The sequence below is a fragment of the Arthrobacter sp. UNC362MFTsu5.1 genome (genome assembly GCF_000685965.1).
GTDB lineage: Bacteria > Actinomycetota > Actinomycetes > Actinomycetales > Micrococcaceae > Arthrobacter.
The window spans coordinates 156,853-183,506 of the sequence record NZ_JMLE01000009.1 but is presented as its reverse complement, the minus strand read 5'-3'; the positions used below and the strand labels follow the sequence as shown (position 1 = coordinate 183,506).

Annotated in this window: 20 protein-coding genes and 1 pseudogene; 10 read left to right on the top strand and 11 right to left on the bottom strand. The window is 66.4% G+C overall.

What is annotated here, in order from left to right; translation table 11 throughout:
- Positions 1 to 382, bottom strand: a pseudogene (locus BS38_RS0111070) (lipoyl synthase); the annotation flags it as partial.
- Positions 379 to 1,056, bottom strand: coding sequence for a lipoyl(octanoyl) transferase LipB (gene lipB, locus BS38_RS0111065; protein WP_269319505.1), 678 nt, complete (start codon positions 1,054 to 1,056; stop codon positions 379 to 381). The gene lipB and the pseudogene BS38_RS0111070, both read right to left, overlap by 4 nt.
- Before the next feature lie 104 nt (positions 1,057 to 1,160).
- Between lipB and BS38_RS0111060 the strand changes: the two genes are divergently transcribed.
- Complete coding sequence (locus tag BS38_RS0111060) at positions 1,161 to 2,777, top strand: serine/threonine-protein kinase (RefSeq protein ID WP_028270857.1); 1,617 nt, start codon at positions 1,161 to 1,163, stop codon at positions 2,775 to 2,777.
- 11 nt (positions 2,778 to 2,788) lie between these two features.
- Here the strand turns inward: BS38_RS0111060 and BS38_RS0111055 are convergent, their stop codons facing one another.
- A complete protein-coding gene (locus BS38_RS0111055) occupies positions 2,789 to 3,682 on the bottom strand; it encodes a TIGR01777 family oxidoreductase (protein ID WP_028270856.1) in 894 nt (297 codons plus the stop codon).
- Positions 3,683 to 3,756: 74 nt separating this feature from the next.
- Here BS38_RS0111055 and BS38_RS0111050 point away from each other — a divergent pair, with 74 nt between their 5' ends.
- On the top strand, positions 3,757 to 7,221 hold the full coding sequence (locus BS38_RS0111050) for a S41 family peptidase (protein ID WP_028270855.1): 3,465 nt from the start codon (positions 3,757 to 3,759) through the stop codon (positions 7,219 to 7,221).
- 118 nt (positions 7,222 to 7,339) lie between these two features.
- Here BS38_RS0111050 and BS38_RS0111045 read toward each other — a convergent pair whose 3' ends face one another.
- Positions 7,340 to 7,771 (bottom strand): OsmC family protein, encoded by a 432-nt coding sequence (locus tag BS38_RS0111045; protein WP_028270854.1) that lies wholly within the window; start codon positions 7,769 to 7,771, stop codon positions 7,340 to 7,342.
- 132 nt (positions 7,772 to 7,903) lie between these two features.
- Here BS38_RS0111045 and BS38_RS0111040 point away from each other — a divergent pair, with 132 nt between their 5' ends.
- The gene (locus BS38_RS0111040) at positions 7,904 to 8,290 is read left to right on the top strand and encodes a VOC family protein (protein ID WP_028270853.1); all 387 of its coding nucleotides are present in this window, start codon (positions 7,904 to 7,906) and stop codon (positions 8,288 to 8,290) included.
- Positions 8,291 to 8,408: 118 nt separating this feature from the next.
- Here BS38_RS0111040 and BS38_RS0111035 read toward each other — a convergent pair whose 3' ends face one another.
- The 4 genes from BS38_RS0111035 to BS38_RS0111020 all read right to left on the bottom strand — a co-directional run bounded on the left by BS38_RS0111035 (position 8,409) and on the right by BS38_RS0111020 (position 13,946).
- Positions 8,409 to 8,759 (bottom strand): hypothetical protein, encoded by a 351-nt coding sequence (locus BS38_RS0111035; RefSeq protein ID WP_028270852.1) that lies wholly within the window; start codon positions 8,757 to 8,759, stop codon positions 8,409 to 8,411.
- A gap of 146 nt (positions 8,760 to 8,905) precedes the next feature.
- Positions 8,906 to 10,648, bottom strand: a complete 1,743-nt coding sequence (sucB, locus tag BS38_RS0111030; RefSeq protein WP_028270851.1) for a 2-oxoglutarate dehydrogenase, E2 component, dihydrolipoamide succinyltransferase — start codon at positions 10,646 to 10,648, stop codon at positions 8,906 to 8,908.
- 114 nt (positions 10,649 to 10,762) lie between these two features.
- Positions 10,763 to 12,145, bottom strand: a complete 1,383-nt coding sequence (gene lpdA, locus BS38_RS0111025) for a dihydrolipoyl dehydrogenase (protein ID WP_028270850.1) — start codon at positions 12,143 to 12,145, stop codon at positions 10,763 to 10,765.
- Positions 12,146 to 12,419: 274 nt separating this feature from the next.
- A complete protein-coding gene (locus tag BS38_RS0111020; RefSeq protein WP_028270849.1) occupies positions 12,420 to 13,946 on the bottom strand; it encodes a leucyl aminopeptidase in 1,527 nt (508 codons plus the stop codon).
- A gap of 318 nt (positions 13,947 to 14,264) precedes the next feature.
- Here BS38_RS0111020 and BS38_RS0111015 point away from each other — a divergent pair, with 318 nt between their 5' ends.
- From BS38_RS0111015 to BS38_RS0111000, 4 genes are all read left to right on the top strand, one after another.
- Complete coding sequence (locus BS38_RS0111015) at positions 14,265 to 15,203, top strand: proteasome assembly chaperone family protein (RefSeq protein ID WP_028270848.1); 939 nt, start codon at positions 14,265 to 14,267, stop codon at positions 15,201 to 15,203.
- Positions 15,204 to 15,262: 59 nt separating this feature from the next.
- Entirely contained in the window at positions 15,263 to 16,594 is a 1,332-nt protein-coding gene (locus BS38_RS0111010; RefSeq protein ID WP_028270847.1) for an MFS transporter, read from the top strand.
- 64 nt (positions 16,595 to 16,658) lie between these two features.
- Positions 16,659 to 17,912, top strand: a complete 1,254-nt coding sequence (locus BS38_RS0111005; RefSeq protein ID WP_028270846.1) for a DUF4192 family protein — start codon at positions 16,659 to 16,661, stop codon at positions 17,910 to 17,912.
- Between the two features lie 306 nt (positions 17,913 to 18,218).
- On the top strand, positions 18,219 to 19,520 hold the full coding sequence (locus BS38_RS0111000; protein WP_028270845.1) for an RNA polymerase sigma factor: 1,302 nt from the start codon (positions 18,219 to 18,221) through the stop codon (positions 19,518 to 19,520).
- A gap of 130 nt (positions 19,521 to 19,650) precedes the next feature.
- On the opposite strand, the gene BS38_RS0110995 is transcribed toward BS38_RS0111000, so the two are convergent.
- A complete protein-coding gene (locus BS38_RS0110995) occupies positions 19,651 to 19,872 on the bottom strand; it encodes a DUF7455 domain-containing protein (RefSeq protein ID WP_028270844.1) in 222 nt (73 codons plus the stop codon).
- A 223-nt stretch (positions 19,873 to 20,095) separates the two neighbouring features.
- Between BS38_RS0110995 and BS38_RS0110990 the strand changes: the two genes are divergently transcribed.
- On the top strand, positions 20,096 to 22,204 hold the full coding sequence (locus BS38_RS0110990) for a DNA gyrase/topoisomerase IV subunit B (RefSeq protein WP_028270843.1): 2,109 nt from the start codon (positions 20,096 to 20,098) through the stop codon (positions 22,202 to 22,204).
- Between the two features lie 36 nt (positions 22,205 to 22,240).
- Here the strand turns inward: BS38_RS0110990 and BS38_RS0110985 are convergent, their stop codons facing one another.
- Together BS38_RS0110985 and BS38_RS0110980 are read right to left on the bottom strand one after the other, a co-directional pair.
- A complete protein-coding gene (locus tag BS38_RS0110985) occupies positions 22,241 to 23,314 on the bottom strand; it encodes a M56 family metallopeptidase (protein ID WP_028270842.1) in 1,074 nt (357 codons plus the stop codon).
- 6 nt (positions 23,315 to 23,320) lie between these two features.
- Positions 23,321 to 23,707 carry a BlaI/MecI/CopY family transcriptional regulator gene (locus BS38_RS0110980; protein ID WP_028270841.1) on the bottom strand — a complete coding sequence of 129 codons (387 nt, stop codon included), beginning with the start codon at positions 23,705 to 23,707 and terminating at the stop codon, positions 23,321 to 23,323.
- Positions 23,708 to 23,980: 273 nt separating this feature from the next.
- Here BS38_RS0110980 and BS38_RS0110975 point away from each other — a divergent pair, with 273 nt between their 5' ends.
- Both BS38_RS0110975 and cydB read left to right on the top strand, forming a co-directional pair.
- On the top strand, positions 23,981 to 25,582 hold the full coding sequence (locus tag BS38_RS0110975; RefSeq protein WP_028270840.1) for a cytochrome ubiquinol oxidase subunit I: 1,602 nt from the start codon (positions 23,981 to 23,983) through the stop codon (positions 25,580 to 25,582).
- A 19-nt stretch (positions 25,583 to 25,601) separates the two neighbouring features.
- Positions 25,602 to 26,651 carry a cytochrome d ubiquinol oxidase subunit II gene (cydB, locus tag BS38_RS0110970; protein ID WP_028270839.1) on the top strand — a complete coding sequence of 350 codons (1,050 nt, stop codon included), beginning with the start codon at positions 25,602 to 25,604 and terminating at the stop codon, positions 26,649 to 26,651.
- The last annotated feature ends 3 nt before the right edge of the window (positions 26,652 to 26,654 follow it).

Here is a 26,654-nt window from a genome sequence, read left to right as displayed (position 1 = left end):
GGTCGTCGCGGGCCACCCCGGTCACGGTGGCGTACCGGAGCTGCATGGCCTGGACCGAGCGGGCCACCTTGGTGGGTTCGAACATGTCCACCGGGGAGGGCTTGCCGGTATCGATCTGGCAGAAATCACAGCGCCGGGTGCATTCGGAGCCGCCGATCAGGAACGTGGCTTCCTTGTCTTCCCAGCACTCGAAGATGTTCGGGCAGCCGGCCTCCTCACACACCGTGTGCAGGCCTTCCTTCTTCACCAGGTTCTTGAGCTGGACGAACTCCGGGCCCATCTGGACCTTGGCCTTGATCCACTCCGGCTTACGCTCCACCGGGGTGGCCGCATTGCGCTGCTCAATACGCAGCATCTTCCGGCCTTCTGGTGCCAGTGTCACAGTAGAGCTCCTTCGGGGCTTGAAACGAGTGCTTCTTCGTGCTTGCGGAATTCGGCCACGACCTGGTCCGCGATATCACCGGGGGTGATGGTCCTGCCGGCTTCAAGGGACATCGTGGTGACGCCGGCGTCGGTGATGCCGCAGGCAATGATCTGGGCATACGGTGCCAGGTCGTTGCTGCAGTTGATGGCGATGCCGTGCATGGTGACCCCGTCGAGGACGCGGATTCCGATTGCGGCAATCTTGCGGTCCGGCCCTTTGCTGTCAGCCTTGATCCAGACGCCGGCGCGTCCCTTGATCCGCTCCGCTTTGATGCCGTAATCGGCCATGACCGCGATCATCACGGCTTCGAGCCGTTCGACGTAGTCGCGGATCCCTGACCGGTTTTTCAGCTTGAGGATCGGATAGGCGATCAGCTGGCCGGGACCGTGCCAGGTCAGCTTGCCGCCGCGGTCCACCGCGACGACGGGGGTTCCGTCGAACGGCCGTTCGTGGTCTTCTGTGAGCTTGCCGGCCGTATATACGGCGGCATGCTCAAGGAGCAGGACTGTGCTGGGTGCCTCAGCTGCGACGACTTTGTCATGGAGTTCGCGCTGGATGTCCCAGCCCTTCATGTAATCAACGAAATCCGGAGCAAGACCCAGCGTGGAAAACTCAAGAGTCATGGCATCCAGCTTAGACCCCGTCCGCCGTCGTGCCTGATTCTGTGCTTAACCTCTCACTGCAGTGCCTGTGGATAACTTCTGCGGAATTGTGCCGATTCCGCTATTCCTTGGGTATGGAGAAATACGATGAGGACGGCACGGTTCCGGAGGTTCCCGGCTATGAGGTGGTGCGTGAACTCGGCCGGGGCGGAAGCGCCAGCGTGTGGCTTGTCCGGGAGGAGCAGACACTCCGGGAGTTTGCGGTGAAGTGCTTTGACGCCGCGGAAAGCCGTTCGTCGTCCGCGGACGACGGCGGTGTTCCCGGCAGGGAGGCGCGGTTCACGGCAGACGCCGTGCGCCGTGAACTCAGGATTCTTTCCGCGCTGGACCACGGCCACCTGGTACGGGCCCATGATGTGGTCGGGCTCCGAGGGGGAGCAGGCGGGGGCCTGGGGCTGGTCATGGATTACGCGGCAGGCGGCTCCCTGGCCCAGCTGGTCACCTGCCGCGGTCCGTTGAGCATCGGGGAAACAGTGACTGTCCTGACGCCCCTGGCCCAGGCACTGGCGTACCTCCACGGTCAGGGTTTCATGCACTCGGATGTTTCGCCGGGCAACGTGCTGTTCACCGCCCACGGCAAGCCCCTGCTGGCGGACCTTGGCGTGACGCGCATGGTGGGTGACGCCGCGGATCCTTCCCCGGCCGGCACGGCCGGTTTCCTGGACCCGGCGCCGGTGGATGCCCTAAGGGCAGGGCTGCAGCCCGAGCGGGACGTCTATTCGGCCGCCGCCGTCGGCTGGTACTGCCTGACCGGCAAGCCACCGGAGCCCGGCCCGGAGCGACCGCCCCTGTCACTTCTGGTTCCCGGCGTTCCCGCCGCCCTCGCTTCCGCGCTGGAGGCGGGTCTGCGGGAGGACCGGCGGGGACGGCCGACGGCCTTGGAGTTTGCGGCTGCCGTCTACCGCAGCGCGGACGCTGCCCCCGTGGACCTCGCCGGCGCGGTCCATCCCACGGTCCTTCCCCAGCTGCTGACCCGCCGCAACGTCCCGCCCTCCCGCAACGCGCGCGGCGCGGCGAAACTCCGTGCCCTGCGACGCCGCCTCGGGCGCCGCGGTGGTCCCTTCAGCCGCCGGGGACGCGTCGCCGGCCGGCATGCCGGGGGCAAACGCCGCCGGATTGGCGCCCTGGCGGCAGCGGTTGCCTGCTCGGTCATCGTTTCCGCGTGGTTCCTGGCCGGGCCGCAGCAGGTCGCATGGCAGGGAGCCGAGCCGCAGTCCGTGCACACGGCGGCGGCGCCGTCGCCGGACGTCCGGCCCGGGGCGGCAGGAAGCCCCGTTCAGGCGGAGGCCCGTCAGCGGGCTCTTTCGCAGCGGCCCGAGGAGGCGGTGCGCGGGCTGGCGGAACTAAGGTCGGCTGCGTTGAGTTCCGGGGAACTCGGGCTGCTGGACGAGGTCAACCTGGAGAACTCCCCGGCTGCCGCAGCCGACGCCAAAGTCAGCGGGAAGCTCAGGGACACCGGCCATGTCCTGGCCGGCTTCAGCACCACCGTGACCCGGGCAGAGGCTGCACCCGGCGGTTCGGATGCACGGGCTGTGGTGGCCATCACCGCAGTCAACTCCGAATATCGGGAGACCGACGCCGGCGGAAATGTCGTGGCAGTGGAACCTGCCGGTCCGGAGCAGCGGCTTCGCCTGGTCCTGGTCAGTTCCGGCGGGCGTTGGCGGATCCAGGAGATCCTGCCCGAGGCCTAGCTTCGGAATGCTTAGTCCCGGCCGGTTGCCCACGCCGCTGCCTCGGACAACGAGGGATGCTGCCACTCGAACCCGGCCTCGGCCAGCAGGGCGGGCTCCATGCGCTGGCTCCCGAGGAGGAGCTCATCGGCCAGTTTTCCCATGACCACCCGCAGCACCGGCGCCGGCACCCGGAGGAAGGCCGGCCGGTGGAGTGCGGCGGCAAGCCTTGCCACCAGGGCATTGACGTCGGCGGTCTCCGGCGCGCACACGTTGACCGGACCTGACAAGGGGGCTGCGAGCAGGAAGCTGAAAGCCGAGGATACGTCCGGCAGCGTGATCCACGGCCAGCACTGCCTGCCGTTCCCGAGGGGACCTCCAAGGCCGAGCCGGAGCAACGGCAGCAGCCGTCCCAGCGCGCCTCCCGACCGGCTGAGGACCACCCCCGTCCTGGGCGTCACCACACGGACGCCCGCCGGAGCCGTATGCGCCGCTGCCTCCCACTCCCGGCAGATCCGCGCCATGATGCCGGAACCGTTCGGGGCGTGTTCGCGGAGAACCGCGGCCCCGCTGTCCCCGTAGTAGTTCGAGCCTGACTGGCTGATGAAGACCTTGGGCGGCTGCCCTGTTTTCGCCATCGCCGCCGCCAGCGTGTGCGTGGGATCCAGCCGCGACCGGAACAGCTCGTCGATCCGTCCCCGGGTCCACGGCCGGTCCCCGATCCCGGCCCCTGCCAGGTTGATCACGGCGTCTGCGCCCTCAAGGTGCGCGGGATCAAGCTGCCCGGCTGCCGGATCCCACTGCAGTTCGCCTGCAGTTGCCGGTGCCCGGCGCACCAGGCGGATGACCTCATGGCCGCCCTCGCGCAGGTGGGCGGACATGTCGGTTCCGATAAGGCCTGAGGCGCCGGCCATGATGATTCGCATGATCCATCTCACCATGCCCGGCACGGCGGTGGAACCTCCCGTCCGGGCCACTGGACTTTGACTATGATCTAACGATGACCTCTTCGAGCTACTTTCGTTTCCCGCATCTGCACGGCGATCTGGTCACCTTCGTGGCCGAAGACGACGTCTGGATTGCGCCCCTGGACGGAGGCCGCGCCTGGCGGGTTTCCTCCCTTCAGCTGCCGGCCCGCAACCCGCGCTTCACACCCGATGGCAAGCGCCTGGTGTGGACGGTTGTGCAGGGAACAGCGCCCGAGGTTGTCACTGCGGAGGTCGACGGCGGAGGCTACCGCCAGCTGACCTACTTCGGCCATGCGTCCACCCGGGTCAAGGGCTTCACCGCGGCCGGTGATGTCCTGGTTACGAGCGCCTTCCGGCAGGCGGAAAGCCGTCACACGCACGCCTACAGTGTTCCGCTGGAGGGAGGCTGGTCGGAGGAACTCGCGTTCGGGCCGGTCGAGTCCGTGGCCTTCGGCCCGGAGATCGGCGACGAACGCCCCGTGGTCGTAGCCAGCGTCCTCTCCCGAGAGCCGGCCTGGTGGAAGCGGTACCGCGGCGGCACCGCCGGCAAGCTGTGGATCGACGCCGACGGCAACGGGGAGTTCGAACGCCTTGTTCCCGAACTGGACGGCAACCTTGCGGATCCCATGTGGGTTGACGGGCGGGTGGCTTTCCTCTCGGACCACGAAGGCTACGGGAACCTGTATTCAGTGCTGCCGAACGGCACCGGGCTGCGCCGCCACACGGACCACGAAGACTTCTATGTGCGCCACGCGGCCACGGACGGCAAGCGCGTGGTGTTCGAATCCGCCGGCGAGCTCTGGCTGGTCCCTGACCTGGACTCCGACGCTGTAAAACTCAACATATCGCTCGGGTCAGCCTCGCAGGGGCGGAGGCCGGCACTCCTGAAAACCGCCAGGCACCTTGGCGGCGTGATTCCGGACCACACCGGTTCCTCAAGCGCCGTCGAAGCGCATGGCACCATCCACTGGCTCCGGCACAAGGACGGGCCGTCGCGGGTCGTTGAAGCAGCGCCCGGTGTCCGTGCCCGGCTGCCGCGGCCCCTGAGCGAGGGCCGCATTGCCTATGTGGCCGACCACGACGGCGCGGAAGCCCTGTACATCAAGGAGATTGCTCCGCAGGTGGCCGGTGCGCAGGCAGCGGCTGCCGCCCGGCCCCAGCGGCCCGCCGGGCAGGACACCGGAACGTCCCTACCGAAGCCCGTCCCGGCCGCCGGGATGAACACCCCCGGCGCGGCATCACCCGCCGTTGACGGCGGCAGTGACGTGGCTGGCGGGGCGCCGGAAGACGCGGTCGTCCCCGCCGGGGGCGCCGGTGCCGGGCCTCTGCAGAAGATCGATTTCCCCAAGTCCACCCGGGCAAGCGCCATGGAGGCCAGCCCCGACGGCCGCTCCCTTGCCGTGGGAACGTCCTTCGGCGATGTCTATCTGGCCGACACCCGGAGCGGCAGCATCAAGCTCATCACCAGCATCGGCGAGGGCACCATCGACGGTCTGTGCTGGTCCCCGGACTCCGCGTGGCTCGGCTGGTCCGAACCGGTCACGTCCTTTGGTTCACGCAGCCGGCTCCGCATTGTTAACGTGGACGATCCGGAGTTCCGGATCGTTGATGTCACGGACGGACGCTTCCGGGACGCCTCGCCCTCGTTCACCCCCGACGGCAAATTCCTGGCGTTCCTCTCGAACCGGAGTTTCGACCCCGTATATGACGGACACTCCTTTGATTTGTCCTTCCCCAGCCCCATCAAGCCCTACCTTGTGGCGCTTGCTGCTGACACGCCGTCGCCGTTTGGTCCCTCGGTGGACCTCTCGGACGGACCGGACGGCGCCTCCGCGGAAGGCGCCGAAGACGGCGCCGGTTCTGCGGCGCCTGCCGTCCGCGTAGACGCAGAGGGCCTGGCGCATCGCGTCATCGGAGTGCCCGTTCCGCAGGGCAACTACTCGGCGCTCGAGGCGACGCCGGGCGCTTTGCTCTGGCTGGACAACGCCCTTGCCGGCGTCACCGGCGACGGCCGGGCCAGCACCGACGACAAGGACACCGCCCCCAGCCTGGTGCGGTTTGACATGGCCAGGCGCAAGACGGCCACCCTTGTGGACGCCCTGGACAGCTACCGGGTGTCCGGCGACGGCCGGAAAGTGGTTTTCCTGCACGACAAGCAGATCCGGGTGGCGCCCGCCGATGCCAAGGGCGACGAGGATTCGGGGCAACTGGTGAAGGTGGACGTCAGCCGCATCCGCGTGCTCCTGCATCCGCTGAGCGTCTGGGGCCAGGCGTTCGACGAGGCCTGGCGGCTCCAGCGTGACTTCTTCTGGACCGAAGACATGGCAGGCCAGGACTGGGAATCGGTACACCGCCGCTACCGTCCCCTGGTGGACCGGCTGGGCTCGCACGATGACCTGGTGGACCTGCTGTGGGAACTCCATGGGGAACTGGGCACGTCGCACGCGTACGTTCGTCCGGCAGCAGTCACCGAAAACGGCAGCAACGGGCAGGGCCGCCTGGGCGCGGATCTGGCCTTCACCGGAACAGGCTGGGAAATCACCCGCATCCTTGCGGGGGAGTCATCTGACCCGCTCGCCACGTCACCGCTGACCAGGCCGGGCGCAGACGCCAAGGCGGGGGATGTCCTGCTCGCAATCGACGGCGTGGAACTGTCCGAAACGCTGACGCCCGCCATGCAGCTCGTGGGCGCCGCCGGAAAGGCCGTGGAGCTGACCCTGCGCAACGGCGCGGCCCACGGTGAGGCGGCAGGCAAGCAGCGCCGCATCGCCGTGGTGCCGGTCAAGGACGAGGAGCGTCTGCGGTACCAGGAATGGGTGGCCGGCAATCGGCGGACAGTGCGTGAAGCCTCCGGCGGAACGTACGGTTACCTCCACATCCCGGACATGCTCGCGAACGGCTGGGCGCAGCTCCACCGCGACCTCGACACCGAGACCGCCCTGGACGGGCTGATCGTGGATGTCCGGCGCAACCGGGGCGGGCACACGTCCCAGCTCGTTGCGGAACTCATCGGCCGCAAGGTGACCGGATGGAGCATGCCGCGCGGTGAAAGGCCCCGGACGTACCCCCATCACGCGCCGCGTGGACCGGTGGTCATCCTGACGGACGAATTTGCCGGCTCGGACGGGGACATCATCACCCAGGTGTCCAAGCTGCGCGGGATCGGGCCGGTCATCGGCACCCGGACCTGGGGCGGTGTGGTGGGCATCGACAACCGTTTCTCGCTGGCGGACGGAACCGGCGTGACGCAGCCGCGGTACGCCACCTGGTTCAGCGGCGGCGTGGGCTGGGGCGTCGAGAACTACGGCGTGACGCCGGACATTGAGGTGACGTTCCCGCCGCACGCCTATGCTGCCGGCAGGGATCCCCAGCTCGAGTACGGCATCGGCGCCCTCAAGGAAATGATCCAGGAACTTCCCACGGACCGCCCCCCGCTCCGTGAAGGCTACCGGCGGCTCCTTCCGGCGCCCCTGCCTGCCCGCACCGCCAAGGACTGAACCGGCGGGCTGCCGGGGACGACGAAGGCCCCGCCGCTTCCTGATGACAACCAGGAAGGGGCGGGGCCTTTGCCGTGCGGCGGTGCGGCATCCCCAGGAGCGGGCGCACCCCTGCAGCCTAGGAAGCGGCGAGCGTCGCGTCCATGGTGATGTCGATGCTGGCCAGGGCACCGGAGACAGGGCAGCCCACCTTGGCTTCCCCGGCGATCTTCTGGAACTCTTCTTCCGAAATGCCCGGGATGGTGGCGTTCACCGTCAGGTGGCTACCGGTGATGCCGGTGCCCGGAACGAAAGTGACATCGGCCTTGGTGTTGATCTCTTCAACGGTGAAGCCGGCCTGGCTCAGCGCCAGGCTGAACGCCATGGAGAAGCAGGACGAGTGCGCGGCGGCGATCAGCTCTTCGGGGCTGGTCTTGCCTTCCGACTGTTCTGCGCGGGCCTTCCACGTGACGGCGTAAGTACCCAGCCCGGAGCTGTCCAGCGTGGTGTTGCCGGACCCCTCGAACAGGTCGCCGTTCCATACAGTATGCGCGGTGCGTATTGCTGCCATATCCACTCCTCAGCTTAGATTCGATCCGGTCCGGGCTTCCGCCCAGACCTTCCGCATCAATCCTATGGATTCAGGAGCCGCGGCGCACGGGCTGTCCGCTGTCAGTGGATTATGACCGTCTACACTGGCGCAATGGAAACTCAACGCCGAAGGGATCCTGCCGTGGTGGCACCGCAGGCCAGGATCGCGGCCATCATGGTCAATGCCGTGAACGCGGAAGAGCTTGCGGCATTTTGGGCTGCGCTGCTGGGAACCACGGTCTCCGCCCGCTTTGACCAGTTCGTCTGGCTCAAGCCGGCCGCCCCCGGAGCCCCGCAGCTTGCCTTCCAGGAGGTCCCTGACGCCACCCAGGGCCGGCGGCGGCTGCACCTTGACGTCCACGGACCGGACCCGGAGAGCCTGCGGGCCCACGCTGAATCGCTGGGAGCCGTGTTCGTCGAAGGGCATGACATCGGCGACTTCCACTGGGACGTGATGCATGACCCCGAAGGAAACGAATTCTGCATCGCCAGCGACTGACTGGCCGACTCAACCTGCCACCGGACTACCGCTGGCCAGCCACAACGACGACGGCGACCCTCCCGGCCAGGGAGGGTCGCCGTCGTCGTTGGCGCAGTGAGTTACTGCCGGAGTTGCGTTACTGCCAGAGGGTGGCGATGGCAACGTTCAGCAGCGCCAGGCCGCCCACGCCGTGGGCCAGTCCCTTGCTGATCGGCTCGTCCTTCTTGTATTTGCGGCGGCCCATGAAGGCGAGGACCCCGACCGCCAGCGCGATGGCGAACTTGATACCGAGCTTGAAGTAGTTCGCCTCCATGTCCAGTGCCGGGATGAGCCCCATCATCACGATGCCCGTGATGATCTGCAGGGCTGCGCCGTCGAATTGCCGCGGATGCACGGTGGGCTTTTTCATGTTGCCGATCCAGATGCCGACAATCATGGCTGCGCCGACGATGTGCAGGAAGACCATGATGTTGTAAACGATGTCCATGGGCCCAGTCTAGCCAGACGGTTCTACGCTACGTAGTAAGCCCCGCGGAAGCTTTGGAGACGATTCGGTAACCAAAAACGACGGCGGTGCGGGCCTTCCGGTGGTTGCCCACCGGTGCCTGCACCGCCGTCGTTGTTTGTTGCTGGTTACAGCCCCAGGTCCGCCTCGAAGGCGCCGGCCTCAAGGCGGGCCTTGAGGGTCTGCAGGAAGCGTCCTGCGTCGGCGCCGTCCACCAGGCGGTGGTCGTACGTCAGGGAGAGGTACATCATGGAGCGGATGGCGATGGAGTCGTCACCGTTTTCGTCGGTGACCACCACGGGGCGCTTGACGATCGCACCGGTGCCGAGGATGCCCACCTGCGGCTGGTTGATGATCGGGGTGTCGAACAGTGCGCCAACAGAACCGATGTTGGTGATGCTGAACGTTCCGCCGGACAGCTCGTCCGGGCCGATCTTGCCGTCGCGGGTGCGGCCGGCGACGTCCGCGATCTTGCCGGCCAGGCCGGCAAGGTTCAGGCTGCCGGCGTCGGAGATGACGGGAACCAGGAGGCCCTTGTCCGTGTCAACGGCGATCGCCAGGTGCTCGGCGTTGTGGTAGGTGATCTCCTGCTTGTCTTCGTCGTAGGCCGCGTTCACCTTCGGGTGCTGCTTCAGCGCTTCGGCGACGGCCTTGGCGATGAACGGCAGGAAGGTCAGCTTCACGCCGTTCTGGGCCTGGAAGGAGTTCTTGGCCTTGAGGCGCAGCTTGGCGATCTTGGTCATGTCCACTTCGTGGACCTGCGTCAGCTGCGTGGAGACGTCCAGCGACTCACGCATGCGCCGGGCGATGACCTGGCGGATGCGGGGTGCCTTCTGCACGGTGCCGCGCAGGGAGGACTCTGCACCTGAAGCCGGTGCAGCCGCTGCGGACGGGGCCGGGGCTGCGGCGGCGGGAGCTGCCTTGGCCTCGGCGGCAGCGAGCACATCCTGCTTGCGGATGCGTCCGCCAACACCGGTGCCGGTCAGCGAGGCGATGTCCACGCCCTGCTGGTTGGCGAGCTTGCGCACCAGGGGAGTGACGTAGCCGGACTCGGCCGGCGCTGCAGCTTCCGCGGCGGGAGCAGCAGCCGGGGCCGGGGCTTCCTGCTTGGGCGCTGCCGGTGCTTCTTCCTTGGCGGGCGCTGCGGCCGGGGCCGCGGGTGCTGCAGCGGGAGCCGCGGCGGGTGCTTCCTGCTTGGGAGCCGGGGCAGCCGGTGCGGCAGCCGGAGCGGCAGCGCCGGAGCCGATGACGGCAAGGACGGAGCCCACCTCGGCGGTCTCGTCCTCGTTGACCCGGATCTCCTGCAGGGTGCCGGCAACCGGCGACGGGATTTCGGTGTCCACCTTGTCGGTGGATACCTCCAGGAGCGGCTCGTCAACCTCGACGGAGTCGCCCACGGCCTTGAGCCAGCGGGTGACGGTGCCTTCGGTGACGGATTCGCCGAGCGCCGGAAGGGTTACTTCGTGGCTTTCGCCGGAGGCTGCGGGGGCTGCTTCGGCAGCGGGGGCCTCAGCCGGGGCAGGTGCCTCGGTGGAGGGTGCTTCTTCGGCGGGTGCTTCTTCGGCTGCGGGGGCCTGCTCGGCCGGGGCGGCCTCGGCGGGGGCAGCTGCTTCGGATGCGCCGGCGGAACCCGAGCCGTCACCAATGCGGACGAGCGGAGCGCCGACTTCGGCGGTCTCATCTTCGGCGACGAGGATTTCCTCAATCACGCCAGCAATCGGAGAGGGGATTTCGGTGTCTACTTTGTCGGTGGAAACCTCGAGCAGCGGCTCGTCCACCTCTACCCGGTCACCTACCTGCTTGAGCCAGCGGGTGACGGTTCCTTCGGTGACACTCTCACCGAGGGCGGGCAAGTTAACGGATTCAGACATGTCGTCCCCGTTCTCCTTATTGATCTTTAGTGCGGATGATTGCTGCCGTGTTCGAGCTTAGTGCACCCTGCGGATCATGCCGGGTGCACTAAGCCCTGTGGTAAAGCGGAAGTACTAGCCGTGGAGGGCTTTGCCCGCGAGGGCAAGGTGGGCCTCGCCCAGGGCCTCGTTCTGGGTCGGGTGGGCGTGCAGGAGCTGTGCCACGTCCTCCGGGTAGGCTTCCCAGTTCACGATCAGCTGTGCTTCACCGATCTGCTCGCCCATGCGGGAACCGATCATGTGGACGCCCACCACGGGGCCGTCCTTCTGGCGGACCAGCTTGACGATGCCGCCGGTGCCGAGGATGGAGCTCTTGCCGTTGCCGGCGAGGTTGTATTCCTGGGTTTCGACCTGGTCGTCGCCGAACTTTTCCTTGGCAGCCTTTTCGGTGTAGCCCACGGTGGCGATTTCAGGCTCGGAGTAGGTGACCTTCGGGATGTTGACATCCTCGACGATGACCGGCTTCAGGCCTGCGATTTCCTCTGCCACGAAAATGCCCTGCTGGTAGCCGCGGTGGGCCAGCTGGACGCCCGGGACGATGTCGCCCACGGCGTAGACGTTGCCGACGCCGGTGTGCAGGCGTTCGTTGGTGATGACGAAACCGCGGTCGATTGTGATGCCGGCTTCTTCGTAGCCCAGGTTGGCGGTGACCGGTCCGCGGCCGACTGCTACCAGGAGCAGGTCGGCTTCGAAGGTCTTGCCGTCAACGAGGGTGACCTTGACGCCGTCGTTGTTCTGCTCAACGCCCTGGAAGAACACGCCGGTGGAGAACTTGATGCCGCGCTTCTTGAATGCACGCTCGAAGTTCTTGACGATCGCGGCATCCTCGTTCGGAACCAGCGACGGCAGGCCTTCAACGATGGTGACGTCCACGCCGAACGACTTCCAGACCGAAGCGAACTCGACGCCGATCACGCCGCCGCCCAGGATGATCGCGCTCTTGGGGATGTAATCCATGGTGAGGGCTTCGTCGGAGGTGATGACCTTGCCGCCGATTTCCAGGCCCGGCAGGGTGCGGGAGTAGGAACCCGTGGCGAGCACGATGTTCTTGCCCTTGTAGGCAGTGCCGTTCACGACGACGGTGTCGGTGCCCTGCAGTTTGCCTTCACCTTCGATGACGGTGATGCCCTTGGACTTGATCAGGCCCTGAAGGCCCTTGAACTTGCCGGCGATGATGCCGTCTTTGTAAGCGTTGACTGCGCTCATGTCGATGCTGTCCAGCGTGACGTTGACGCCGTACTTTGCGGAATCGCGGGCGTGGTCGGCGAGCTCGGCCGAGTGCAGGAGGGCCTTCGTGGGGATGCAGCCGTTGTGCAGGCAGGTGCCCCCGAGTTTCCCCTTCTCCACGAGGCCTACAGTGAGGCCCAGCTGAACTGCACGGAGTGCCGTGGCGTATCCGCCGCTGCCACCGCCGAGTACCAGGATGTCGAATTCTTGCGCAGTTGCCTGATCGGCCACTTAGACGCTCCCTCGCGTGAACGATGACACGAGAGTACGCATCATCTGGTCTTGGAACTTGCTCTGCCGTGATTATGCCAGCAGGCCGGTTCTCTTGCATTTGTGACTACCGCAGTTCACCTTAGCGAACCACTTATCCATGCTCCACCTTGTCACGGCGTTTGTGGAGCGCTTGTGTCGAGTGTCACGCGGCTTTGTGGCGGACGGATCATGACCCGCCACAAAGCCGCGAACGGCCTCACCGGCCCTGCGGAGGGCGGTGAGGCGAAGCCCGTTACGCGGAGGCCGCCAGGACGTCCTCGACGTAGGCCACCAGGGTGCGCACGGTGCAGCCGGTGCCCTGCTTGGGGGTGTAGCCGTACGGGCTGCCGTTGTTAAAGGACGGGCCGGCGATATCGATGTGGGCCCACGGGATCTGCTCGCCGTCCTTGCCCTTGCCGACGAATTCACGCAGGAACACGGCAGCGGTCATCATGCCGCCGTGGCGCTCACCGATGTTGGCCAGGTCCGCCACCTCGGAATCGATGCTGGCGCGGAGCTCTTCCGGCAACGGCATCGGCCACACCAGCTCGCCGGCGCGGTCCGCCGCGGCCTTGAGCGGTCCCGTGACGCTGTCCGAGCCCATGACGCCCGCGGTCCGGTTGCCCAGCGCGATCAGCTGCGCACCGGTGAGGGTGGCGACGTCGATGATGGCGTCCGGGTATTCCTGGCTGGCGGCCACGATGCCGTCGGCCATGACCAGCCGGCCTTCGGCATCCGTATTAAGGACCTCGACGGTCTTCCCGCCGAACATGGTGAGGACGTCCGCCGGGCGCTGCGCCGCGCCGGAGGGCATGTTTTCAGCAATGCACAGCCATGCGGTCACCTTAACGGGAAGGCCCAGGCCCGCGATTGCCAGCACGGTGTTAAGTACGACGGCGGCGCCGGCCATATCGCTCTTCATGTCACCCATGCCGAGGGCGGGCTTGATGGAAATTCCGCCGGTGTCGAAGGTGATGCCCTTGCCCACAAGCGCGATCTTGGCTGCGGCCTTGGACGGGGCATATTCCACCTTGACCAGCCTGGGCTGCCGGGTGGATCCCTTGCCGACACCCATGATCCCGCCGAAACCCTCCTTTTCGAGGCGCTTTTCGTCCCACACAGTGACCTTGACCGGCAGGCCCTTGGAGAGTTCCTTGGCGGCGTCGGCAAAGGACTCGGGGAACAGGTGGCTGGGGGGCTGGTTCACCAGCGAACGGGTCGCGTTGACTGCTTTCCCGATGAGGGCGGAACGGTCCAGCAGGGGCTGCAGGTCCTTGTCGGCGGCGAAGTCCGTGAAGATGACGACGTTCTTCACGGGGTCCTTGCGGCCGTTGGCAGCTGAACGGTATTCCGTGAATGAGTACGAACCCATGGCCGCGCCTTCGGCGACGGCGGCGACGTCGGCGAGGGACGCCGTCGGGAGCGCCAGCGTCACGGTGGTGAGGCCGGCAAGCTGCCGGACAGCGGAACCGGCGGCGCGGCGCAGCGCCTCTTCGGCGAGCTTTCCTCCGGCGCCGGGTTTGCCGACCCCTGCCAGGACCAGGACGGCGGCGCCGGCTTCCGGAAGCCCGGGCAGCCTGTGGACCTGGTCGGCCGCGCCGGTGAGGCCAAGAACCTTCAGGGACTCCGCGATGGCCTCGGCGGACTTGGCCGTCAGCGGGTTGTCCAGCAGTACAGGTCCGTCGGGACCCTGCGCCACTCCAATGACCAGTGCGTCCGTGGGCGACTTCTTAACGTCACGCGCAATGACGCTAAGTTTGATTTCAGTATTCTTGACCACGAGGATCAGTCCTCAATTCTCTGTGATTTTCGGCAGGATGCGCATGTTGGGCGCCCCGCCATGGAACAGGCCGTCGTCGGCTTGAGACGCAACCCGGTGTCTGCCAGGCCGTCCGTAGGGCCAGTTCCGATCGTAGTCTCTCCGTCCCGGTCGCGTTGAATTTGATGAGACCTGCAGCACATTGCCGCTGCGCGCGCCGGACCCGGAATGCATCGGGCGGCCGGTGCGTTGTAGAAAATATCCGGCGGACCTGTGCGGACCACCCCACCAAAGCGCTGCCGACCCCCGCCTCCGCCGCCACCTCGAAAGGAACACGCCGTGCTTGAACGGATTTCCGGCTCCCTGCTGGACCCCGACGCTCTCTTTGTGAGCAATGCCGAGCTGTTCGACGACCCGGCCCTCCGCGGGCTCAACCTGGTGATGGGCTTCACGGGATTCGCGGACGCCGGCCACGTGGTCAAGCAGATCACTGCTGAACTGCTGGACACCCTCGACTCTGAGGTGGTGGCTGTTTTCGACGCCGACCAGCTCATCGACTACCGCTCGCGCCGCCCGCACGTCACCTTCGTGGAGGATCACCTCCAGGACTACCAGGCCCCCAGCCTCGCCCTGTACCGGCTGGTGGACGGACTGGGCAAACCCTTCCTGTTCCTTGCCGGCTTCGAGCCCGATCTCCAGTGGGAGCGGTTCGCCCGGGCCGTTGTCCGGATCGTGGAGCATCTCGACGTGAACCTGGTGACCTGGATCCATTCCATCCCGATGCCCGTTCCACATACCCGGCCGGTGGGAGTCACGGTCCACGGCAACCGACCCGAACTCATCGAGGGCATCTCCGTCTGGAAGCCCACAGTGGAAGTTCCCGCCGCGGTGGGCCACATCCTGGAGCTGCGCCTCACCGAGGCCGGCCGCAATATTGCCGGCTACGTCATCCACGTGCCGCATTACCTTGCGGACGCCGAGTACCCCAACGCGGCCGTGGCCGGGCTTGAGTACCTTGGCGCGGCCACCTCGTTGATGCTTCCCACTGACCGCCTGCGGGAGGCCGGCCGCGAAGTCGGGCGCCAGATCGCCGAGCAGCTGGAAGCCTCCGAAGAAGTGCAGCAGGTGGTGTCGCGCCTGGAGACGCGCTATGACGAGAAGGCTGAGGGCACCGTCCGCCGCTCACTGCTGGCTGATGAAAACGACGAACTGCCGAACGCCGACGCGCTCGGCGCTGCCGTGGAGGCGTATCTCGCCCGGGAAGAGCCCCGTCAATAAACCAGGGAAGGCCCCCGTCAATAAATAGGACTTATCCAGCCAGCGGGCATAATGGAGACGTGACTGCACCGCGCGCCTGGCTCATCTGGACCGTCGGAATTTTCGCGTATCTGGTTGCGGTCAGCCAACGTACATCCTTTGGCGTCGTGGGCCTGGAGGCAACCGAGCGGTTCCATGCCACCGCAGCGGAGATCTCCTTCTTTACCGTGCTGCAGCTCCTGGTCTACGCCGGCCTGCAGATCCCGGTCGGCGTCCTTGTCGACCGGCTGGGGTCACGGACCATGATCGCCGGGGGAGCCGTCCTTATGGGACTCGGCCAGCTTCAGCTGGCCTTCGCGGACAACATCCCGGGCGGCGTGCTGGGACGGGTACTGGTGGGCGCCGGGGACGCCATGACGTTCATTTCGGTGATCCGGTTGATCCCGCTGTGGTTCGCCCCGGCCAGGGTGCCGCTCATCACGCAGCTGACAGGAATGTCGGGCCAGCTCGGGCAGCTCTTCAGTGTGGTCCCGTTCGCGATGATCCTCCATTCGGCCGGCTGGACCCCCGCATTCCTGACGCTGGCAGCCATGTCAGCGCTCGCCGTCGTCCTGGTCCTGGCGGTGCTGAAGGACCAGCCGCCCGGGCACCCCCGGCCGGACACAGGCCAGGGCCTCAAGGCCACCGGCATTTCACTCTCCCGCGCCTGGCGCCAGCCCGGCACCCGGCTGGGGCTTTGGAGCCACTTCACCATCCAGTTCAGCGGCACGGTGTTCGCCATGACCTGGGGCTACCCGTTCCTGATCTCCGCCCAGGGCCTTAGCGCCGGGACCGTGTCCGGCCTGATGGCCATCTACGTCGCCGCTGCCATCGCAGCGGGTCCGCTGATCGGCAGGTTCGTCTCCCGGCACCCGCTCCGCCGCTCCACCATGGTGCTCCTCATCGCAGGCACTACGGCTGCGGCCTGGGCCGCCGTGCTGCTCATGCCCGGCCGTTCTCCGCTGTGGATGCTCGCCGGGCTGGTGGTGGTGCTGGCCATCGGAGGGCCGGGATCCATGATCGGCTTCGACTTCGCAAGAACCTTCAATCCTGCCCACCGGATCGGAACCGCCACCGGAATCGTCAACGTCGGCGGCTTCATTGCGGCGCTCGTGGCCATTTACCTCGTAGGCGTCGTGCTGGACGTGCTCCACGCCACCGGGTTCTCGCAGGGAGAGCTCTACGGCCTCGACCCGTTCCGGATCGCACTCAGTGTCCAGTTCGTGCTGATCGGAATCGGTTCCGCGGCGATTATCTATACCCGGCGCAAGGTGCGGCGGCAGATGGCGGCCCAGGGCGTCGTGGTTCCGCCGCTGCTTAAAGCCCTCGCGCAGCAGCGCCGCCGCAACCTGGAACGCCGCCGCGCCGAGTAGGGCTGTTTCCACATAGCGCTGAAAAGCTATTAACGCGGGACGCCGGCCGTTCCAGTCTGGATACATGACACCTCCAGAACGACTGACCATCACCTGCCCCGAGGACATCCTGGGCTTCATTCCACATTCCCTTGGCTACTGGCCGGCCAACAGCCTGGTGGCCATGACCATGCAGGGAAAGCGGCTGGGTGCCACCCTCCGCGTCGACCTCCCCGACCTTGATTCGGATCCGGGGCTGCTTCGGTTTGCCCGTACCGTCAGGGACTACCTTGACGCGGACCACGACGCCGACGGCGCCCTCCTGGTGCTCTTCAGCGAGGAAGGATGGATGGGCGGGTCGGGCGGATGGCCCGGTGGTGTCCCCGCCGGGGCGCCGATGGAGGGGACCCTGGCGAGGCTGCTGGCGGCTCTGGAGGTCGAGCTGGAAGTATCCGGGCTCCCGGTCCGCGACGCCTGGTACGTCGGCGGGTCCTTCTGGCGGAATGCGTACTGCTTCGATCCCGCCTGCTGCCCGTTTCCCGGCCGCTCGGTGGATGAGATCCGGGACAGCCGGCTCAACGCCGAGATGGTGTTCCGCGGGAGCAGCGTGGGCGAGGACCCCTCGTCCGCGGGCGCCTTGCCCGCGGCCGCGGAGGCTGATGCGTGCGTGCTGGAATCCGAACAAAAGTGGTCCACTGAATTTGCTCCGCTCCGGGGGAGTTGCGCCCAGTTCGCCAAGATACTGGACGTGTGGGGGTGCGTGCTGGCCGACGGAGGGCAGGGGCACCTGCCGGCCGAGCTGTCCGGGTATCTCAGGGCTTCCCTGCGCATACCCCATTGGCGGGACGCCGTGCTGGTGATGAGCGCGGCGGGACGGCCGGCCGCGGAACAGGGCGCGGAGGACTTCGGGATCTTCGCGCCGGACGCAGGCCTGCGGGTGGTGTCACCTCCTCCTGGCGCTTGGTCGGCACCCGGACCGGCGGAAGACATGCCGGACGAGGGGGCATTCCCGATTCCCGGGTACGGGGAGGTGCTTCTGGGGCTGGCACCGCCATCGCCCCGCTGGGACCGGATGAGGGCACTGGAGCGCGTGCTGCAGCAGCTCGGCACGGCCGGCGGGGGAGAAGGCGGCGCTGCATCGCTCACGGGACGGGCCTGGATTGAGTGGTGCCGCGGCAGGGGGTCGTTCGCCCATGCCCTGCTGGACCGGGCCGTCGCGGAGCACCCCGGATACCGGCTCGCGGAACTGCTGTCCGAACTGGTCGGCCGCGGGACGCTGTGCGGATGGGCCGGGCGCCGTGACGCGGCCTGGCAGAAGTTTGAAACGGATGCGGCCTAAGGCGGCACCGCATACTGATGCGCCGGGCGGGGAGAGAGGCCGGTCCGCCGAAACATTCGGCCCCGGCGGCGGCACTGAGGGGCCGATTCGGAAAATCATGAGACAATGGATGCCGAGACCCGGTTGGGTCCGTGAATCAAGTGCATGTAGTGATGCCCGGAAACGGGAACATTACGGCCGCTCCGGCAGTTCTACTTAATGGCTCTGCTGGCCGCGATCGCACCTGATGTGAATCACGGACTTGACAGGGTCATAGTGGTGTTGCCCGTATGGTGATTCCACAGACCGCCGCTAGAAAGGTTTTCTGTGACCCCGTCTTCCGCCAAGAAGGAACCCGCCGACCAGGCCGAATTGTCCCCTGAGGAGAAGAAGGCGGCGACGAGCGCCAAGCGTGCCGCCACGCGCGCAGCCAATAAGGCTGCGGCCGCCGAAGGCGGCGCCCCGGCAAAGCCCGAGCCCAAGAAGCGCGGACCCAAGCCCGGCGCCAAGGCTGCCGCCGAGGCTGCCGGAAAGTCCGACGACGATGCAGAGGACGTCGAGCTGGACGAAGATCTGGACGACGTCAGTCCGGATCCGTCAGAGCTGAGCGAGGAAGAGGCCGCCAGCAAGACCGGTGCCGCCGCCACCGGCACTGGCTTTGTCTACTCCGACGCCGATGACGACGATGCTCCGGTCCAGCAGGTCATGTCGGCCGGCGCCACGGCCGACCCCGTCAAGGACTACCTGAAGCAGATCGGCAAGGTTGCCCTGCTGAACGCCGAGCAGGAAGTGGACCTTGCCCTCCGCATCGAGGCGGGCCTGTTCGCCGAAGAGAAGATCGCGGCGGACGACGGTTCCATGGATCCGAAGCTCAAGCGCGAGCTCGAGTTCGTCATCCACGACGGCAAGCGCGCCAAGAACCACCTGCTGGAGGCCAACCTCCGCCTCGTTGTTTCGCTCGCCAAGCGCTACACCGGCCGCGGCATGCTGTTCCTGGACCTCATCCAGGAGGGCAACCTGGGCCTGATCCGTGCGGTCGAGAAGTTCGACTACACCAAGGGCTTCAAGTTCTCCACGTACGCCACCTGGTGGATCCGCCAGGCCATCACGCGTGCCATGGCCGACCAGGCCCGCACCATCCGCATCCCGGTGCACATGGTGGAAGTCATCAACAAGCTGGCCCGTGTCCAGCGTCAGATGCTGCAGGACCTTGGGCGCGAACCTACGCCCGAGGAGCTGGCCCTCGAACTGGACATGACACCGGAGAAGGTTGTCGAAGTCCAGAAGTACGGCCGCGAGCCGATCTCGCTGCACACGCCCCTGGGTGAGGACGGCGACTCGGAGTTCGGTGACCTCATCGAGGACTCGGAAGCCGTGGTTCCCGCCGACGCAGTCAGCTTCACGTTGCTGCAGGAGCAGCTGCACTCCGTGCTGGACACCCTGTCGGAGCGCGAAGCCGGCGTTGTGGCGATGCGGTTCGGCCTCACCGACGGACAGCCGAAGACTTTAGACGAAATCGGCAAGGTCTACGGCGTCACGCGTGAGCGGATCCGCCAGATCGAATCGAAGACGATGTCCAAGCTGCGGCACCCGTCCCGGTCCCAGGTCCTGCGCGACTACCTGGACTAAACAGCAGAAACACATACGTGAGGCCCCGCCGTCCGGCGGGGCCTCACGTATGTGTGGATTTGTCCGGGTCCTGGGCAAAACGAACAGGGCCCCTCCGAACGGAGGAGCCCTGTTGCTGTCAGAGAGTTGCCTAGTCCACCGATACCGGCGGCTTCTCGTGAAGCCGGCCCGTCTCGTCGTGCCAGTCGGAGCTCAGCGGCTTAAGCGTCGCTTCGACTGCCCGCGCGTGGTGGCCGCAGAAGAGCAGCTCCCCGCCGGAGGACTCGAGAACAACCCGGACGTACGCCTGTGCTCCGCAACGATCGCACCGGTCCAGTGCGTTGAGCGTGCGGTCCGCAACTGCTGTTGTCATTTCGGCCTCCTTAGTAGATCTGTACATCTATATAACCAGCATTCGTAGCAAAACCATGACAAGGATGGATCACTTTCGCTGTGCGCGTATCACCATTCCGTAACGGGTACTGCCGGATGACGCCGATGTTGGAGTGGCTGGCAGGGGTCCCGGCGCGGGCCGACTAACCTAGGAAGAGCGTCAAAAGCCTTAGCTGTTCCGTCACTGAAGGAGTTCACAACCCGTGGCACCAAGTTCTGATTACACTGCCCGGCACCTGTCTGTACTGGAAGGCCTCGAGGCCGTCCGCAAGCGCCCGGGCATGTACATCGGTTCCACCGACTCCCGCGGCCTGATGCACTGCCTGTGGGAAATCATCGACAACTCCGTCGACGAGGCACTGGCCGGCTTCGGCCATGACATCCAGATCATCCTCCACGCCGACAACTCGGTGGAGATTCATGATGACGGCCGCGGCATCCCCATCGACGTTGAGCCCAAGACCGGACTGACCGGCGTCGAGGTCGTCTTTACCAAACTGCACGCAGGCGGCAAGTTCGGCGGCGGATCCTATACGGCGTCAGGCGGCCTGCACGGCGTCGGTGCCTCGGTGGTCAACGCGCTGTCCTCGCGGCTGGACGTGGAGGTGGACCGCGGCGGCAAGACGTACAAGATGTCCTTCCGCCGGGGCGAACCGGGGCGGTTCAAGGACCCGGGGACCAAACCCGATCCGGCGGCGACGTTCGAACCGTTCGTCAACGACTCGGTCCTTGACGTGGTGGGCAAGGCCAAGCGCGGCGTCACCGGCACCCGGATCCGCTACTGGGCGGACCGCCAGATCTTCACCCCGGACGCCAAGTTCTCCTACGAGGAACTGGCCGCCCGGGCCCGTCAGACGTCCTTCCTGATCCCGGGCCTGAAACTGACCGTCCGGGACCAGCGCAGGCTTCCGGGCACTCCCGGCGAGCTCGCCGGCCACGAGGAAGTCTTCCACCACGACGGCGGCATCTCCGAGTTTGTCGATTTCCTTGCTGCCGATCCTGCGGTCACGGACACCTGGCGGCTGCACGGCTCGGGCAAGTTCAAGGAAACAGTCCCTGTCCTGGACGAGCGGGGCCACAGCCAGTTGGCCGAGGTGGAACGCGACTGTGAAGTGGACGTGGCGCTCCGGTGGGGGATCGGGTACGACAGCACCGTGCGCAGCTTTGTGAACATCATTTCCACCCCCAAGGGCGGCACGCACCAGTCCGGCTTCGAGCAGGCCCTGGTGAAGACGTTCCGTAAGGCCGTGGAAACAAATGCCCGCAAGCTCAAGGCCGGCAACGACAAGATCGAAAAGGACGACATCTTCGCGGGACTGACCGCGGTGCTGACGGTGCGCCTGGCCGAGCCGCAGTTCGAGGGCCAGACCAAGGAAATCCTCGGCACGTCCGCGGTCCGGGCCATCGTGGCCCGCGTGGTGGAGAAGGAGATCAATGCCAAACTGACCTCCGCCAACCGCAATGACAAGGCGCAGTCCGCGCTGCTCCTGGAAAAAATCGTCAGCGAGATGAAGTCCAGGATTTCCGCGCGTGTCCACAAGGAGACGCAGCGCCGCAAGAACGCGCTGGAGACATCCTCGATGCCCACCAAACTGGCGGACTGCCGCACGGATGACGTGGCCCGCTCGGAACTGTTCATCGTGGAGGGAGACTCCGCGCTGGGTACTGCCAAACTGGCCCGCTCCTCGGACTTCCAGGCGCTCCTGCCCATCCGCGGCAAGATCCTCAACGTTCAGAAGGCATCGGTGGGGGACATGCTGTCCAACGCCGAGTGCGCCGCGCTCATCCAGGTGGTGGGCGCCGGGTCCGGGCGCAGCTTCGACATCACGGCGGCACGTTACGGCAAGGTGATCCTGATGACGGACGCCGACGTGGACGGCGCCCACATCCGGACACTCCTGCTCACGCTCTTCTTCCGCTACATGCGGCCCATGATCGATGAGGGCCGGGTGTTCGCCGCAGTGCCGCCGCTGCACCGCGTGGAGGTGATCAACGCCGGGCAGAAAGCCAACGAGATGATCTACACCTACTCCGAGGCTGAACTCCACGTGCTGCTGGCGCGGCTGGCCAAGGAGGGCAAGCGCTACAAGGAGCCCATCCAGCGTTACAAGGGCCTCGGTGAAATGGACGCGGAACAGCTGGCGGAAACCACCATGGATCCGCGCCACCGGACCCTGCGCAAAGTGGGGATCGAAAACGCCAAGCAGGCTGAAGAGACCTTCGACCTGCTGATGGGCTCCGACGTCGCGCCGCGCAAGGACTTCATCATCGCCGGTGCTGCGAGCCTGGACCGGGAGCGGATCGACGCCTGAGGCCGGCGGCCGGGGAACGCCCGGCCGCCTGGCCTGTTAGCCGAGCAGCCCCGGGACTATCAGCAAAGCGGTGGGCACCGCCAGCAGCAGCAGGCAGCCCGCAAGGACCAAAGCCCTCTGCGGGGCCGGCAGCGGCTCCTGGGGGGACAGCAGCCGGCGGACCCGGGACATGGTGGTGCCTGCCGAACTCGCGCTGCCCGGCGAACCCTGGAGACCGGCGTCGACCATTCCGGCCGCGCTGATTCCAGCCGTGCTGATGCCGGCTGTGCTGATGCCGGCCGTGCTGATGCCGGCCGCGCCGGCTTCGCCGGACGGCAGGTCGCCGCCGTTAAACGCCACGCGGCCGCCGGGGACGCCGGCGGGACCGCTGGCAACGATGGCGATGGCCTTGATAAGTGTGGCTTTGCTTTCGGTCTTCAGGGCGACGTCGTCGGCAAGCATTTCGATCAGGGTGCTCACGGATTCCTGGGCAAGGCGGGTGGTGGGCAGCCAGGGGAGGGCCTGGCGCCAGGCCGCGAATGCCCACAACAGGAGGTGGTGGCGCTGGCTCAGGTGGGCGTTTTCGTGGATGAGCACGGCGCGGAGTTCTGCCGGCTCCAGCGCAGCCATCAGGCCGTCGCTCAGTACCGTGACGGACCGCGCGCCCCCCGGAAGGCAGTAGGCAACAGGCGAATCGTGGTTGATCACCACGGTTCCCGGACCGTCCGTCGACGGTGACGCCAGCAGGGCAAGGAGTTCGCGGTGGCGCCGGCGCTGCCGCTCGATCCGGTAGTAGGTCAGCAGCAGCGTAAAGACGAGGTGTGCCGTGAGGAGCGCCGCCGCGGACAACGCGAAGAGATGCCAGAAACCCAGCGCGGTGGTGGGGGCATTAAATAGGACCATGCCGGCCAGGCCGCGCAGGCCGGCCAGGAGGTTGTCGCCGATCGGCTCGAGGCCGTAGACCAGCATGGCGCCGATCATGGACAGTCCGCCGGCAAGGGCGATTGCCTGCCAGAGCAGCATGGCCGTGAACGGTGACCGGGCCGGCCATTGCGCGCGTGAAAGAAGGATAGGCACCGGCCATGCCAGGACTATCGCCAGGACCGCCAGCAAATATGAGGTCCAGAACATGCGCTGTTAGTTGTGGCCAAGCAGTTTGCGCAGTGTTTCGGCTTCACTTTCGGTGACGGAGCCAATAAAGCGGGCAAGTACGGCTTCGCGGTCCGGCGCCGAGCCGAGGACCTCGTGCATGAGTTCGGCCGTGTGGTCCGCCCTGCTGGAAACAGCCTGGTAGCGGTGCGGGCGGGTGCCGCGTTCGCGCTCCACAAGCCCCTTCTTCTCCAGGCGTGAAAGCACGGTCAGGACGGTGGTTACGGCCAGATCCTTGCCCTCGTGGCCGGCCGTGCCGCCCTGGGCCTGGGTGCTCTGCGCCAGCAGGTCCCGCAGGGTGTTGGCGGTGGCCGCTTCCTGGCCTGCCCAGAGCAAATCCATCACTGCCCGTTCCAGTTCACCAAGACTTGCCATTCCGTACATCCTTCTTAAAGTTCCGATCCGCGAAGCCGGGGCGGCCTTCGCGGAGCGCGGTTGAATACTTAGGTTCTAAATTTACCTCTTTTTGCAGTTTCTTTCTACATGAGGTAGAACAATCGGCGCGTCGCGCCCTTGCCAGTGGGTCCGGCCGGTGGAACTGTTGGTTACAGTGCTCGCCGAAAGTGTTCTACACTCTGTAGAAGTTAGTCTTCTACGCAGCGTAGAAGACTTGGACTGATGAAAGCCTAGCCAAAAGTAGGGACTGCCTTGGACGCTTTGGAAATCGCACGCTGGCAATTCGGAATCACCACCGTGTACCACTTCATGATGGTCCCGCTGACCATCGGGCTGGGCCTCGTGGTGGCAGTCATCCAGACAGTCTGGTACCGCACCGGCAAACCGGAATACCTCCGCATGACCAAGTTCTGGGGGAAGCTGTTCCTCATCAACTTCATCATGGGCGTCGCCACCGGCATCGTGCAGGAGTTCCAGTTCGGGATGGCCTGGAGCGAGTACAGCCGCTTCGTGGGCGACGTTTTCGGGGCGCCGCTGGCGCTTGAAGCACTCCTCGCCTTCTTCGTGGAGTCCACCTTCCTGGGACTGTGGATCTTCGGCTGGAAGCAACTCAAGAGGGGCGTCCACCTGGCCTGCCTCTGGATTGCCGTGATCGGCTCGGTGTTCTCCGCGTACTTCATCATCGTGGCGAACAGCTGGATGCAGCATCCCGTCGGTGTGGAAATGATCAACGGGCGCCCGGTCATGACCGATGCCTGGGCCGTCTTCACCAACAACACCGCCCTCGTTGCAGTCCCGCACACCCTCTTCGGCGCGCTGGCCGTCGCCGGAGGCTTCCTGCTGGGCATCGCCTGGTACCACCTGTGGCGCCGCCGCCATGACGGCATCGACACCGTGGGCCCCGACGGCAAGGTCATCCCCGGCGAAGCCGACATCCCCGGCCGCGACAAGGCCGACTACAAGGTCTGGATCACCTCGCTCCGGATCGGCGCCGTCGTGGCCATGATTTCCTTCGCCGGAACCGCGCTCACCGGCGACCTGCAGGGCAAGCTCATGTTCGAACAGCAGCCCATGAAGATGGCCGCGGCCGAGGCTGCCTGCCACGACGGCACGGGCTTCTCCGTCCTCAGCGTCGGCAACGTCGGCTCACAGAACTGCGACGAGATCGTGGCGGTCATCGAAGTCCCCGGAATCCTGTCCTTCCTGGCCAAGGGCGACTTCACCACGGAGGTGAAGGGCGTCAACAGCCTGCTGGACCAGTACAAGGCCGACTACGGAACGCACCTCCCGGACAACCCCATCTACGGTGACCGTGCGGGGCAGGAAATCGAGTACGTTCCCGTCATGGAGGTGACCTACTGGGGCTTCCGGATGATGATCGGCTTCGGCGGCCTCGCCGCCCTAGCCGCCCTCGTGGCACTCTGGGCCACCCGCAAGGGCACCGTGCCGGCCTCCCGCGGACTCATGCGGCTCGCCGTCGTCGGCATCATGGCCCCATTCGGCGCCAACGCCGCCGGCTGGATCTTCACCGAGATGGGCCGCCAGCCGTTCGTGGTGGCACCCAACCCGGACCCCAGCGGGATCGACCAGGTGTTTATGTTCACCGCCGCTGCGGTCTCACCCGGCGTTTCCGCAGGAGAACTGCTCACCTCCCTGGTGGTGCTGACCGCCGTGTACGCCGTGCTGCTGGTGGTGGAAGTGAAGCTGCTGGTGAAGTACATCCGCGGTGGCGTGGTTTCCGCAATGCCCGAACTCGCCCACGCACCGGCCGGTGAAAACGAGGACGCCACACCCGGCCCCGGTGGCCCCGGCAAGCCCGGCGGCTCCGACGACGTCCTGGCATTCGCCTACTAAGCGCAGAGGAAATTCGACCATGGAACTGCTGCCCACCATCTGGTTCATCGCCATCGCGGTGTTGTGGACGGGATACCTCTTTCTCGAAGGGTTCGACCTCGGCGTCGGCATGTTGATGAAGCTCTTCGCCCGCAACAACACCGAACGCCGTGTCCTGCTCAACACGATCGGCCCGGTCTGGGACGGCAATGAGGTCTGGCTGCTGACCGCCGGCGGAGCGACGTTTGCCGCCTTCCCGCTCTGGTACGCCTCCCTGTTCTCCGCCCTGTACCTTCCGCTGCTGCTGGTCCTCGTGGCACTCATCTTCCGCGCAGTGGCCTTCGAATACCGCGGCAAGGTGGACACGGACCGCTGGCGCGCGGTGTGGGACTGGGCCATCGCGGCCGGATCCCTCGTGGCGGCCTTCGGCGTCGGCGCGGCGCTGGCACTGACCACCACCGGGCTTCCGCTCAACGCCAACGGCGACCGTGAGGGCGGACCGTTCGCCTGGTTCAGCGGCTACGCCGTCCTGGGCGGGCTCGCCGTTGTGTGCTTCTCTCTGCTGCACGCGCTGGCGTTCCTCGCCCTGAAGACCGACGGCGATGTCCGGCACCGCGCCCGGAACTGGTTCGTCCGGCTCCTGCCGGTCCTCCTGCTCCCCATCGCCGGCTGGGCCATCAGCGTGCAGCTGCTCAGCGGCGAAGCCTGGACCATCGCCGCGGTTGCCGCGGCAGTGGTGGCCGCGGTGTTCGCCTGGCAGTTCGGCCGGAACGGACTCGAAGGGAAGGCGTTCCTGTCGCTCGGGGTGTTCCTGCTCCTGGGCAGCGCGTCGATCTTCGGTGCAGCCTTCCCGGTGGTGCTTCCCTCCACCCTCAACCCGGACTTCAACCTGACCATCTCCAATGCCTCATCCTCCGACTACACCCTGGGGCTCATGACCATCGTGGCGTGCGTGGGACTGCCGCTGGTGCTCGCTTACCAGGCCTGGACCTACTGGGTGTTCCGCCGCCGGGTCAGTGCCGCCCACATTCCGGAAGCGCACAGCTTCCTGCCCGCCATCGCCGCCAGGGCGCTGGCCCCCAAAGACTAGGAC

Excerpts from the sequence above, each read along its gene's own strand:
- BS38_RS0111040 (WP_028270853.1), top strand. The coding sequence starts at position 7,904 with ATGGAAACTCAACGCCGAAGGGATCCTGCCGTGGTGGCACCGCAGGCC.
- BS38_RS0111055 (WP_028270856.1), bottom strand. The coding sequence starts at position 3,682 with ATGCGAATCATCATGGCCGGCGCCTCAGGCCTTATCGGAACCGACATG.
- BS38_RS0110985 (WP_028270842.1), bottom strand. The coding sequence starts at position 23,314 with ATGTTCTGGACCTCATATTTGCTGGCGGTCCTGGCGATAGTCCTGGCA.
- BS38_RS0111005 (WP_028270846.1), top strand. The coding sequence starts at position 16,659 with ATGACACCTCCAGAACGACTGACCATCACCTGCCCCGAGGACATCCTG.
- sucB (WP_028270851.1), bottom strand. The coding sequence starts at position 10,648 with ATGTCTGAATCCGTTAACTTGCCCGCCCTCGGTGAGAGTGTCACCGAA.
- BS38_RS0110995 (WP_028270844.1), bottom strand. The coding sequence starts at position 19,872 with ATGACAACAGCAGTTGCGGACCGCACGCTCAACGCACTGGACCGGTGC.
- BS38_RS0111045 (WP_028270854.1), bottom strand. The coding sequence starts at position 7,771 with ATGGCAGCAATACGCACCGCGCATACTGTATGGAACGGCGACCTGTTC.
- BS38_RS0111060 (WP_028270857.1), top strand. The coding sequence starts at position 1,161 with ATGGAGAAATACGATGAGGACGGCACGGTTCCGGAGGTTCCCGGCTAT.
- BS38_RS0111050 (WP_028270855.1), top strand. The coding sequence starts at position 3,757 with ATGACCTCTTCGAGCTACTTTCGTTTCCCGCATCTGCACGGCGATCTG.
- BS38_RS0111035 (WP_028270852.1), bottom strand. The coding sequence starts at position 8,759 with ATGGACATCGTTTACAACATCATGGTCTTCCTGCACATCGTCGGCGCA.
- cydB (WP_028270839.1), top strand. The coding sequence starts at position 25,602 with ATGGAACTGCTGCCCACCATCTGGTTCATCGCCATCGCGGTGTTGTGG.
- BS38_RS0110980 (WP_028270841.1), bottom strand. The coding sequence starts at position 23,707 with ATGGCAAGTCTTGGTGAACTGGAACGGGCAGTGATGGATTTGCTCTGG.